This is a genomic window from Escherichia sp. MOD1-EC6300 (genome assembly GCF_002965045.1).
In the GTDB taxonomy this organism is placed as follows: domain Bacteria; phylum Pseudomonadota; class Gammaproteobacteria; order Enterobacterales; family Enterobacteriaceae; genus Escherichia; species Escherichia coli_F.
This window is the reverse complement of sequence record NZ_PTRH01000006.1, coordinates 190,938-203,055: the sequence shown is the minus strand read 5'-3', so window position 1 is coordinate 203,055 and position 12,118 is coordinate 190,938. Positions and strand designations below refer to the sequence as shown.

The following is a 12,118-nucleotide window of genomic DNA, read 5'->3' as shown; positions in this document are numbered from 1 at the left end:
CTCTGTTTGATCAAAACATTCATTACGCTGATGTGGGGGACACAAAAGCGAAAATGCAGAAGAAAGCCATTTGCTAAAATTGAAAGATAACTACTGGGCGCGCAGCAATTTCGTGCGCCCCTCATTTGCGCAATGTAAGGGTGTCATATGATTACTATTGACGGTAATGGCGCGGTTGCTTCGGTGGCGTTTCGCACCAGTGAAGTTATCGCCATCTACCCTATTACCCCCAGTTCCACGATGGCAGAACAGGCTGATGCATGGGCCGGAAACGGCTTGAAAAACGTTTGGGGAGACACACCACGCGTGGTTGAAATGCAGTCGGAAGCGGGTGCTATCGCTACCGTGCATGGTGCTTTGCAAACTGGCGCCCTCTCAACATCGTTTACGTCATCGCAGGGTTTGCTGCTGATGATCCCAACGCTGTACAAACTGGCAGGCGAACTGACGCCGTTTGTCCTGCATGTTGCGGCTCGTACCGTTGCCACACATGCACTCTCTATTTTTGGCGATCATTCCGACGTCATGGCAGTGCGCCAGACGGGTTGCGCGATGTTGTGTGCAGCAAACGTCCAGGAGGCGCAAGACTTTGCTCTCATTACGCACATTGCGACGCTGAAAAGTCGCGTGCCATTTATTCATTTCTTTGATGGTTTCCGCACCTCCCACGAGATCAATAAAATTGTCCCGCTGGCCGATGACACTATTCTTGAACTGATGCCGCAGGCAGAAATTGATGCTCATCGCGCCCGTGCACTCAACCCGGAACATCCGGTGATCCGCGGTACGTCCGCCAATCCTGACACTTATTTCCAGTCTCGCGAAGCCACCAACCCATGGTACAACGCAGTCTATGACCATGTTGAACAGGCAATGAATGATTTCGCTGCCGCGACAGGTCGCCAGTATCAGCCGTTTGAGTATTACGGGCATCCACAAGCGGAACGGGTGATTATCCTGATGGGCTCTGCCATTGGCACATGTGAAGAAGTGGTTGATGAATTGCTGACCCGTGGCGAAAAAGTCGGCGTGCTGAAAGTTCGCCTGTACCGCCCCTTCTCCGCCAAACACTTACTGCAAGCATTGCCGGACTCTGTTCGGATAGTGGCGGTGCTGGATCGCACCAAAGAGCCAGGTGCGCAAGCGGAACCCCTGTATCTGGATGTGATGACTGCACTGGCAGAAGCCTTTAATAATGGCGAGCGCGAAACCCTGCCCCGTGTCATCGGCGGGCGCTATGGTCTTTCATCCAAAGAATTTGGCCCGGACTGTGTACTGGCGGTATTTGCCGAGCTCAACGCGGCTAAACCGAAAGCGCGCTTTACGGTTGGTATTTACGATGATGTGACCAATCTGTCACTTCCGTTACCGGAAAACACCCTGCCAAACTCGGCGAAACTGGAAGCCTTGTTTTATGGTCTTGGTAGTGATGGCAGCGTTTCCGCGACCAAAAACAATATCAAAATTATCGGTAATTCCACGCCGTGGTACGCACAGGGCTATTTTGTTTACGACTCCAAAAAGGCAGGCGGCCTGACGGTTTCTCACCTTCGCGTGAGCGAGCAGCCGATTCGTTCCGCTTATCTCATTTCCCAGGCTGATTTTGTTGGCTGTCACCAGTTGCAGTTTATCGACAAATATCAGATGGCTGAACGTTTGAAACCTGGCGGCATTTTCCTGCTCAACACGCCGTACAGCGCAGAGGAAGTGTGGTCGCGCTTACCGCAGGAAGTTCAGGCCGTGCTAAACCAGAAAAAAGCGCGTTTCTATGTGATTAACGCGGCGAAAATTGCCCGCGAATGTGGCCTGGCGGCCCGTATTAATACTGTCATGCAGATGGCATTTTTCCATTTGACACAAATTCTGCCTGGCGATAGCGCCCTGGCCGAATTGCAGGGCGCGATTGCCAAAAGCTACAGCAGCAAAGGCCAGGATCTGGTGGAACGCAACTGGCAGGCTCTGGCACTGGCGCGTGAATCGGTAGAAGAAGTTCCGCTGCAGCCGGTTAATCCGCACAGCGCCAATCGACCGCCTGTGGTTTCCGATGCTGCTCCTGATTTCGTGAAAACCGTTACCGCTGCGATGCTCGCCGGACTTGGCGATGCTCTCCCCGTTTCGGCGCTGCCGCCAGACGGCACCTGGCCGATGGGTACCACCCGCTGGGAAAAACGCAATATTGCCGAAGAGATCCCCATCTGGAAAGAGGAACTCTGTACCCAATGTAACCACTGCGTTGCCGCTTGCCCACACTCAGCTATTCGCGCCAAAGTGGTGCCGCCTGAAGCAATGGAAAATGCCCCTGCCAGCCTGCATTCGCTGGATGTAAAATCGCGTGATATGCGCGGGCAGAAATATGTCTTGCAGGTAGCTCCGGAAGATTGCACCGGCTGTAACCTGTGCGTCGAAGTTTGCCCGGCGAAAGACCGTCAGGATCCAGAGATTAAAGCCATCAATATGATGTCGCGCCTGGAACATGTCGAGGAAGAGAAAATCAATTACGACTTCTTCCTGAATTTACCAGAAATCGATCGCAGCAAACTGGAACGTATTGATATTCGTACATCGCAACTGATTACACCGCTGTTTGAATATTCAGGTGCTTGCTCTGGTTGTGGCGAGACGCCGTATATTAAATTGCTGACTCAGCTCTATGGCGATCGGATGTTGATCGCTAACGCTACGGGTTGTTCTTCAATTTATGGCGGTAACCTGCCCTCTACACCGTATACTACCGATGCCAACGGTCGTGGACCGGCATGGGCGAACTCGCTGTTTGAAGATAACGCCGAATTTGGCCTTGGTTTCCGCCTGACGGTCGATCAACACCGTGTCCGCGTGCTGCGTCTGCTGGATCAATTTGCCGATAAAATCCCGGCGGAATTACTGACTGCGTTGAAATCAGACGCCACGCCAGAGGTTCGTCGTGAACAGGTTGCAGCTTTACGTCAGCAACTCAACGATGTTGCCGAAGCACATGAACTGCTACGTGATGCAGATGCACTGGTGGAAAAATCGATCTGGCTGATTGGTGGCGATGGCTGGGCTTACGATATCGGCTTTGGCGGTTTGGATCATGTATTGAGTTTGACGGAAAACGTCAACATTCTGGTGCTGGATACGCAATGCTATTCCAATACCGGTGGTCAGGCGTCAAAAGCCACGCCGCTTGGCGCGGTGACTAAGTTTGGCGAGCACGGCAAACGTAAAGCGCGTAAAGATCTTGGCGTCAGTATGATGATGTACGGTCATGTTTATGTGGCGCAGATTTCTCTCGGCGCGCAGCTCAACCAGACGGTGAAAGCGATTCAGGAAGCGGAAGCGTATCCGGGGCCATCGCTGATCATCGCTTATAGCCCGTGTGAAGAGCATGGTTACGATCTGGCACTCAGTCACGACCAGATGCGCCAACTCACTGCTACCGGCTTCTGGCCGCTATATCGCTTTGATCCGCGTCGTGCCGATGAAGGCAAACTGCCGCTGGCGCTGGATTCACGACCGCCGTCAGAAGCACTGGAAGAAACGTTACTTCACGAGCAGCGTTTCCGTCGTCTGAATTCGCAGCAGCCAGAAGTGGCAGAACAGTTATGGAAAGATGCCGCAGCTGATTTGCAAAAACGCTATGACTTCCTGGCACAAATGGCCGGAAAAGCGGAAAAAAGCAACACCGATTAAATGCTCTGGATAAGGATTATCCAATTCTAAAAAAAAGCCCGGACGACTGTTCGGGCTTGTCTTTTTATATGTTGGAAAATCAGTGGCAATGCAATGGCCCAACAGAAAATAAAATCTGTGACAATAAAGGCATATAACTCGCGCAGAATAACGTATAGCAAATTAAAAGTATAATTTTTATTTTGTATGTATTATCTTCGATACATTCACCAGACTTATTATCATTTCAGAGGAATTATTTGATTAAGGTTTTACTTAAGGCGTAACAAATGATATTTATCGGCTAACTGAACTTCTCCTTTAGGATGTTTTCATTCCCCGAAATGGGGATAAAAGGCAAATAAAATAACTAAAGGATTTATTCAATGAAAAGCAAAGTACTGGCACTTTTAATTCCTGCCCTGCTCGCCGCAGGTGCTGCACATGCAGCCGAAGTTTATAATAAAGACGGCAACAAATTAGATCTGTATGGCAAAGTTGATGGCCTGCATTATTTTTCTGATAATTCAGCGAAAGATGGCGACCAGAGCTATGCGCGTCTGGGTTTTAAAGGCGAAACCCAAATTAACGATCAACTTACTGGCTACGGTCAATGGGAATACAATATTCAGGCAAACAACACTGAATCTTCAAAAAACCAGTCATGGACCCGTCTGGCATTTGCCGGACTGAAATTTGCAAATTACGGTTCTTTCGATTACGGACGTAATTATGGCGTACTGTACGACATCGAAGGCTGGACCGATATGCTGCCTGAATTTGGCGGTGACTCTTATACCAATGCAGACAACTTTATGACTGGTCGTGCCAATGGCGTCGCGACTTATCGTAACACTGATTTCTTCGGTCTGGTAAATGGTCTGAACTTCGCGGTGCAGTATCAAGGTAACAACGAAGGAGCCAGTAATGGTCAGGAAGGCACCAACAACGGACGTGATGTTCGCCATGAAAACGGTGACGGCTGGGGTCTTTCCACAACATATGATTTAGGCATGGGCTTTAGCGCTGGTGCGGCATACACCTCTTCTGACCGCACCAATGACCAGGTTAACCATACTGCGGCTGATGGTGATAAAGCAGACGCGTGGACTGCTGGGCTAAAATACGATGCTAACAATATTTACCTGGCAACCATGTATTCAGAAACGCGTAATATGACCCCGTTTGGCGACAGCGATTATGCTGTTGCAAACAAAACCCAGAACTTTGAAGTCACTGCACAGTACCAGTTTGATTCTGGTCTGCGTCCGGCAGTCTCTTTCCTGATGTCTAAAGGCCGTGACCTGCACGCTGCCGGTGGTGCAGACAACCCGGCAGGTGTTGATGATAAAGATCTGGTTAAATACGCCGATGTTGGCGCGACTTACTATTTCAACAAAAATATGTCCACCTACGTTGACTATAAAATCAACCTGTTGGATGAAGATGACAGCTTCTACGCTGCCAACGGCATCTCTACCGATGATATTGTCGCTTTAGGTCTGGTTTATCAGTTCTAAATCCTCCTGCCCGCTGTTATGGCGGGCTTTTTCTGCTTATTCTTCCTCCTTTGATCTAAATTAAAAATGTGAACTCCGTCATTACACAAAAAGTGTCATCTGGCGTTACACTTTATGCGGATACTAAAACAGGAGGTTTTATGAACAGAACGATTCTTGTCCCTATCGATATTTCCGATTCAGAATTAACTCAACGCGTGATTAGCCACGTTGAGGCAGAGGCAAAGATTGATGATGCAGAGGTTCATTTCCTGACGGTAATACCTTCACTGCCCTACTATGCCTCTCTGGGTTTAGCGTATTCCGCAGAATTACCGGCAATGGATGACCTGAAAGCGGAAGCCAAATCGCAACTGGAAGAGATCATTAAAAAATTTAAACTGCCAACCGACAGAGTGCATGTCCATGTTGAGGAAGGCTCGCCCAAAGACCGCATTCTGGAATTGGCGAAGAAGATCCCCGCTCATATGATCATCATTGCTTCCCATCGACCGGATATCACCACTTATCTGCTCGGTTCTAACGCCGCAGCTGTAGTGCGTCACGCAGAGTGCTCCGTGCTGGTTGTGCGCTGACACTAACGCCCGCACATTGCTGCGGGCTTTTTGATTCATTTCGCAAATGTGCTGACATTTTCCCCTCTAATCCGTACCATACACGCCACAGTTTTTATATCAGATTTCTTATGCTGGGCGTTCCGGCATGACGCATACTCTTCTGATGCCATATAACGAATTGAGTCGCTTTTAAATGTCGCAAAATCAAGAAATTAGTAAGAAAGAACAATACAATCTCAACAAATTACAAAAACGTCTGCGTCGTAACGTGGGCGAAGCCATTGCTGACTTCAATATGATTGAAGAAGGCGATCGCATCATGGTTTGCCTCTCCGGGGGTAAAGACAGCTATACCATGCTGGAGATTCTGCGCAATTTGCAGCAAAGCGCGCCAATCAATTTTTCGCTGGTGGCTGTTAACCTCGATCAAAAGCAACCGGGCTTCCCGGAACACGTTCTGCCCGAGTATCTTGAAAAGCTGGGCATTGAGTACAAGATTGTGGAAGAGAACACTTACGGTATCGTGAAAGAGAAGATTCCGGAGGGCAAAACCACTTGCTCACTGTGTTCTCGTCTTCGTCGCGGAATTCTTTACCGTACCGCAACGGAACTGGGAGCGACGAAGATCGCGCTGGGTCACCATCGTGACGATATCCTGCAAACGTTGTTCTTAAATATGTTCTACGGCGGCAAGATGAAAGGTATGCCTCCGAAACTGATGAGCGATGATGGCAAACATATTGTGATTCGTCCGCTGGCCTACTGCCGCGAGAAAGATATTCAGCGCTTTGCCGATGCAAAAGCGTTCCCGATTATTCCGTGCAACCTGTGCGGTTCACAGCCTAACCTGCAACGTCAGGTGATTGCTGACATGTTGCGTGACTGGGATAAACGTTATCCGGGGCGTATCGAGACGATGTTCAGCGCGATGCAGAATGTGGTGCCGTCGCATCTGTGCGATACCAACCTGTTCGATTTCAAAGGCATTACCCACGGTTCTGAAGTGGTTAACGGGGGTGATCTGGCGTTTGATCGCGAAGAGATCCCTCTACAACCGGCGGGTTGGCAGCCTGAAGAAGATGAAAATCAGTTGGATGAGTTACGACTGAATGTGGTTGAAGTGAAATAACCCGGATAGCGCCCGATGCGCAAGCTTATCGGGCTACTCTTATGGAGGCCGGATAAGACGCGGCCAGCGTCGCATCCGGCAATCCCGAAGAAGATGTTTACTCTTGCACCCTGCGATTCAACATTTCATTATTTTAATAACCGCACCCGGCACGTTTTTCCTTTAATCTTCCCGCCCTGTAACTGTTTCCATGCTTTATGAGCAACAGCCTGACGCACCGCGACATAGACATGCGCCGGATGCACGGCGATTTTGCCAATATCTGCGCCATCAAGCCCGATATCTCCTGTCAGCGCACCTAATACATCACCCGGGCGCATTTTGGCTTTTTTCCCGCCATCGATACATAACGTTGCCATTTCTGCTTCCAGCGGCACAATGGAACTATTAACTGGCGGCGTTTGCCAGTTAAGTTTTATCTGCAACATGTCAGAAATGATATTGGCCCGCTGTGCTTCTTCCGGGGCACAGAAACTGATCGCCAGACCGCTATTTCCTGCACGCGCTGTACGACCGATGCGATGTACATGAACTTCAGGGTCCCACGCCAGTTCAAAGTTCACTACCAGCTCAAGCGATTTAATATCAAGACCACGCGCAGCAACATCCGTCGCGACCAGCACACGAGCGCTACCGTTAGCAAAACGTACCAGGGTCTGATCGCGGTCACGTTGCTCCAGATCGCCATGTAACGACAATGCACTTTGCCCTATGTCATTCAGCGCGTCGCAGACAGCCTGACAATCTTTTTTGGTATTGCAAAACACCACGCAAGAGGATGGCTGATGCAAACTTAATAACCGTTGCAACAGCGGAATTTTGCCTTTGCTGGATGTCTCATAAAATTGTTGTTCAATGGGAGGCAGAGCATCTGTTGAGTCAATTTCAATCGCCAATGGCTCGCGTTGAACTCGTCCGCTGATTGCGGTGATGGCTTCCGGCCAGGTTGCCGAAAACAGAAGCGTCTGTCGAGATGCTGGCGCAAAACGGATAACATCATCAATGGCATCGCTAAATCCCATATCCAGCATGCGATCGGCTTCATCCATCACCAGCATATTCAACGCATCCAGTGATACCGTGCCTTTTTGCAGATGGTCCAGCAAACGACCTGGGGTTGCCACGATAATATGCGGCGCATGTTGCAACGAATCACGCTGCATACCGAACGGTTGACCACCGCACAAAGTCAAAATTTTGGTATTTGGCAGAAAACGCGCCAGCCGACGCAATTCACCTGCCACCTGATCCGCCAGTTCACGCGTAGGGCACAGCACTAAAGCCTGGGTCTGAAATAGCGACGCATCAATTTTCTGTAGCAGCCCGAGGCCAAAAGCCGCCGTTTTGCCGCTGCCGGTTTTCGCCTGCACGCGAACATCTTTTCCGGCAAGGATCGCCGGAAGCGCGGCAGCCTGCACCGGCGTCATAGTCAAATAACCCAACTCATTAAGGTTCGTGAGTTGGGCGGGAGGCAAAACATTCAGGGTAGAAAAAGCGGTCACAATCTGTTCTCGTGGTCATCGACGCAAAAATTAGCAAGCGCGTATCCTCGCAGATCTACGCTCACGATGCGACAATTTAATCGGTTCTTCATCGGGTGGTGGGTCAGGCATGGGTTGCGGGCGAGGGATTGGATCGGGCACTGGAACAGGATCGCCAGGAATCGGTTCAGGGACAGGAATTTGCAAATAAATGAGTGTCGTCATATTTCCCTCCGGTCATTGGGTGGACTCTTAAAGGGTAGACGCTGATATATAACAGGCAAAAAAAAGCCGACTCATCAAAGTCGGCGTCGTACGAATCAATTGTGCTATGCAGTAATTCAAAAAAGGAAGTAAGACAATATGGAGCGCAACGCCCATCGCTTGACGTTGCATTCACCTGCAAGAGAGATATTGCCCTGAATGGGTAGAGAGTTTATTGACTTCGCTCAAACTTTGCGGCGTTTTTGTATACAGATAGTAGGGAAAATTGCTGTTGTTACAACCATTTACTACGATGCAACCATAAAGCAACACCACCAATAAGAACGACTAACAGAATACAAAAAATTGAAAATCCGAATTGCCACCCGCCACCAGGGATCCCACCAAGGTTGACACCAAATAACCCGGTCAGAAACGTACTGGGTAAAAAGACCATTGCCATTAATGACATTGTATAGGTGCGACGGGCTAAATTTTCCTGCATCACCTGAGCGATTTCATCCGCCATCACGCCAGTCCGTGCTATACAGGCGTCAATTTCGTCCAGGCCGCGCCCAAGGCGATCGGCAATATCCTGCATTCGGCGGCGTTGATCATCATTCATCCACGGCAGACGCTCACTGGCAAGACGAGCATAAACATCACGTTGCGGTGCCATATAGCGACGCATAACAATTAATTGTTTGCGCAGCAGCGCCAGAAATCCACGCGGTGGAATTTGTTGATCGAGGAGATTATCTTCAAGGTCGATAATTTTATCGTGCAGCTGCTCAATAAATTCACTGGAATGATCGGTCAACGCATCGCACACATCCACCAGCCATCCTCCGCAATCGGTCGGACCAGTGCCTTCTTCCAGATCGCTTACCACATCGTCCAGCGCCAGCACTTTGCGTTGTCGGGTCGAAACAATTAACCGCCCGTCCATATATACACGCATGGCGACCAGTTGGTCGGGGCGTTCATCGGTGCTGCCGTTTATACAGCGCAATGTAATCAGCGTACCTTCACCGAGACGGCTGACTCGGGGCCGTGTGCTCTCGCCCGCCAGCGCATCACGTACGTTATTGGGAAGCAGCGGTGTTGTCGCCAGCCATTGGGCGCTATCATGGTGTACATAATTAAGGTGGAGCCAGCAGGGATGCGCTTCATCAATCACATCTGTATTTTCCAGCGGTTTAACGCCGCCTCTACCATCCAGCATCCAGGCAAATACTGCATCCGGGACATTAACGTCCGATCCCTTAATCGCTTCCACAGTGCCTCCATCATCAACGCATTATTTTGTAGTCTAGCCTTCTGGCCCTGTTACGCAACATCTCATCACCCCATTACCCTGAAATGATTAATAAAATTCTGTCTAAATTGAATACAAAAAGCAAAATGCTTTTCCATATACAAACCGTGTGAAGTGTTAAATAGCGTCTATCATTATCAGAATTATCTGATCATATGACGTGGCTTTATTGCGATCGGATAGCAACAAAAATTGATAAAAATAACGGGATCTCAATGATTACGCACAACTTCAATACCCTGGACTTACTCACCAGTCCTGTCTGGATCGTTTCGCCCTTTGAGGAACAGTTAATTTATGCCAACAGCGCGGCGCGACTGTTGATGCAAGACCTCACGTTTAGTCAGCTACGAACCGGTCCCTATTCCGTCTCCTCACAAAAAGAACTGCCGAAATACCTCTCCGATCTGCAAAACCAACACGATATTATCGAAATCCTCACCGTTCAACGTAAAGAAGAGGAAACAGCATTAAGCTGTCGGCTTGTTTTGCGAGAGCTGACAGAAGCAGAACCGGTGATTATTTTCGAAGGTATCGAAGCGCCGGCAACGCTGGGTTTAAAAGCCAGTCGCTCGGCAAATTATCAGCGCAAAAAACAAGGTTTTTATGCGCGCTTTTTTCTGACTAACTCTGCACCAATGTTGTTGATTGACCCCTCACGAGATGGCCAAATCGTCGATGCTAACCTCGCCGCGCTCAATTTCTATGGTTATAACCATGAAACGATGTGCCAGAAACATACCTGGGAAATTAATATGCTCGGGCGTCGCGTCATGCCTATCATGCATGAAATCTCGCATTTACCCGGTGGTCATAAGCCTTTGAATTTTGTTCATAAACTGGCGGATGGTTCGACTCGTCATGTGCAGACCTATGCTGGGCCGATTGAAATTTATGGCGACAAGCTCATGTTATGTATTGTGCATGATATTACTGAGCAAAAACGGCTGGAGGAGCAGCTGGAACATGCTGCCCACCATGACGCGATGACCGGATTACTGAATCGGCGCCAGTTTTATCACATTACCGAGCCAGGCCAAATGCAGCACCTCGCCATCGCTCAGGATTACAGCTTATTGCTCATCGACACCGATCGTTTTAAACACATTAACGATCTCTATGGGCATTCTAAAGGTGATGAGGTGTTATGCGCCCTCGCCCGCACTCTCGAAAGTTGCGCTCGCAAAGGCGATTTGGTGTTTCGTTGGGGAGGCGAAGAGTTTGTCTTATTGCTACCAAGAACCCCACTGGATACCGCGCTTGCGCTGGCTGAAACTATCCGCGTAAGCGTGGCAAAAGTGAGTATTTCGGGCTTACCACGCTTTACCGTCAGCATTGGTGTGGCGCATCACGAAGGAAATGAAAGCATCGATGAACTGTTTAAACGCGTTGATGATGCTTTGTATCGGGCGAAAAATGATGGACGCAACCGCGTGCTGGCGGCATAAGCCGCGGATGCGTCTCGAGATCAACGACTGCGCTTAGCGTGGCGCTCCCAGTTTTCTTGCTTTGCCTGCGCCGTTTTACGTAGTGCGACGTAACACGCCCCGCTGCCGCCATGATGCGGTAGCGCGGTACAATATGCCTGGACATCATCAAATTCGGTCAACCAGCGCGCCACATAGCTGCGGACAATATTGGCATGCGATTTATCTTCCCGCCCTTTACCATGAATAATCAGCACATTACGCAAACCATCCGCCAGGGCTTGTTGAATGAAACTGAACACCATTTTGCGGCACTCTTCCACCGGCTGGCGCAAAAGATTCAGGCTCGCCTGTTGCGGATATTTACCACTGCGCAGCTTATCCAGCACCCCATGTTGCAACCCTTCCCGCCGAAACTCCAGCGGCTGGCTTAGCGGGATGATGTCGAGAAATCCGGTGGTGAGGAAATTATCAAGTTGCAGCGTGTCGATACGCTGCGGCGCACGTTGGTTACGCGTTGGATGCCAGTGGACATCTGTAGCACGTTTCAGCGGCTGGACATCTTCCATGGCGTCAAGAAACAGCGATTTGTCGTCAAGGTTCATGTTACATCCTCCCGCAATTAAGAGCGCGATATGATAACCAGACCGGGTCGGTCCAACAACGTATTACCCAAAATTCCAGTAATAAGTTCCAAATATTGCCGATATTTTAAGCAAAATGCTTATGCATGATTATTCATTCACGATGTTAATAATGTAACTTATATTTTCGTGAAATCTGTCACTGAAGAAAATTGGCAACTAAAGGTTAAAACCGTTATAACACAGT

General features: G+C 49.4%; 10 protein-coding genes. 5 read left to right on the top strand and 5 right to left on the bottom strand.

Annotation, left to right across the window (positions count from 1 at the left end):
• The first annotated feature begins 147 nt into the window (after positions 1–147).
• The 4 genes from nifJ (at position 148) to ttcA (ending at position 6,857) form a co-directional block, all read left to right on the top strand.
• Entirely contained in the window at positions 148–3,672 is a 3,525-nt protein-coding gene (gene nifJ, locus BGE37_RS11950; protein ID WP_105288054.1) for a pyruvate:ferredoxin (flavodoxin) oxidoreductase, read from the top strand.
• Positions 3,673–4,037: 365 nt separating this feature from the next.
• Positions 4,038–5,171: a porin OmpN gene (ompN, locus tag BGE37_RS11945; protein ID WP_088542033.1), complete on the top strand. Its 1,134-nt coding sequence runs from the start codon at positions 4,038–4,040 to the stop codon at positions 5,169–5,171.
• A gap of 140 nt (positions 5,172–5,311) precedes the next feature.
• Positions 5,312–5,746 (top strand): universal stress protein UspF, encoded by a 435-nt coding sequence (gene uspF / locus BGE37_RS11940; protein WP_001295593.1) that lies wholly within the window; start codon positions 5,312–5,314, stop codon positions 5,744–5,746.
• 175 nt (positions 5,747–5,921) lie between these two features.
• Positions 5,922–6,857: a tRNA 2-thiocytidine(32) synthetase TtcA gene (gene ttcA, locus BGE37_RS11935; RefSeq protein WP_000081415.1), complete on the top strand. Its 936-nt coding sequence runs from the start codon at positions 5,922–5,924 to the stop codon at positions 6,855–6,857.
• Positions 6,858–6,985: 128 nt separating this feature from the next.
• On the opposite strand, the gene dbpA is transcribed toward ttcA, so the two are convergent.
• The 4 genes from dbpA to ydaN form a co-directional block, all read right to left on the bottom strand.
• Positions 6,986–8,359, bottom strand: coding sequence for an ATP-dependent RNA helicase DbpA (gene dbpA / locus BGE37_RS11930; protein WP_088542034.1), 1,374 nt, complete (start codon positions 8,357–8,359; stop codon positions 6,986–6,988).
• Positions 8,360–8,389: 30 nt separating this feature from the next.
• Positions 8,390–8,563: a proline-rich small protein YnaL gene (ynaL, locus tag BGE37_RS25830; RefSeq protein ID WP_001296046.1), complete on the bottom strand. Its 174-nt coding sequence runs from the start codon at positions 8,561–8,563 to the stop codon at positions 8,390–8,392.
• 274 nt (positions 8,564–8,837) lie between these two features.
• Positions 8,838–9,821, bottom strand: coding sequence for a zinc transporter ZntB (gene zntB / locus BGE37_RS11920; protein ID WP_000387385.1), 984 nt, complete (start codon positions 9,819–9,821; stop codon positions 8,838–8,840).
• Positions 9,822–9,834: 13 nt separating this feature from the next.
• Positions 9,835–9,882, bottom strand: a complete 48-nt coding sequence (ydaN, locus tag BGE37_RS25605; protein WP_211180494.1) for a protein YnaN — start codon at positions 9,880–9,882, stop codon at positions 9,835–9,837.
• Between the two features lie 193 nt (positions 9,883–10,075).
• Between ydaN and dgcM the strand changes: the two genes are divergently transcribed.
• Positions 10,076–11,308, top strand: a complete 1,233-nt coding sequence (dgcM, locus tag BGE37_RS11915; RefSeq protein WP_088542074.1) for a diguanylate cyclase DgcM — start codon at positions 10,076–10,078, stop codon at positions 11,306–11,308.
• A 20-nt stretch (positions 11,309–11,328) separates the two neighbouring features.
• Here dgcM and smrA read toward each other — a convergent pair whose 3' ends face one another.
• Positions 11,329–11,892: a DNA endonuclease SmrA gene (smrA, locus tag BGE37_RS11910; RefSeq protein ID WP_001046832.1), complete on the bottom strand. Its 564-nt coding sequence runs from the start codon at positions 11,890–11,892 to the stop codon at positions 11,329–11,331.
• Between the last annotated feature and the right edge of the window lie 226 nt (positions 11,893–12,118).

Bases quoted from the DNA above. Each gene is read 5' to 3' on its own strand.
- nifJ (WP_105288054.1), top strand. From the start codon at position 148: ATGATTACTATTGACGGTAATGGCGCGGTTGCTTCGGTGGCGTTTCGC.
- ompN (WP_088542033.1), top strand. From the start codon at position 4,038: ATGAAAAGCAAAGTACTGGCACTTTTAATTCCTGCCCTGCTCGCCGCA.
- uspF (WP_001295593.1), top strand. From the start codon at position 5,312: ATGAACAGAACGATTCTTGTCCCTATCGATATTTCCGATTCAGAATTA.
- ttcA (WP_000081415.1), top strand. From the start codon at position 5,922: ATGTCGCAAAATCAAGAAATTAGTAAGAAAGAACAATACAATCTCAAC.
- ynaL (WP_001296046.1), bottom strand. From the start codon at position 8,563: ATGACGACACTCATTTATTTGCAAATTCCTGTCCCTGAACCGATTCCT.
- dgcM (WP_088542074.1), top strand. From the start codon at position 10,076: ATGATTACGCACAACTTCAATACCCTGGACTTACTCACCAGTCCTGTC.
- smrA (WP_001046832.1), bottom strand. From the start codon at position 11,892: ATGAACCTTGACGACAAATCGCTGTTTCTTGACGCCATGGAAGATGTC.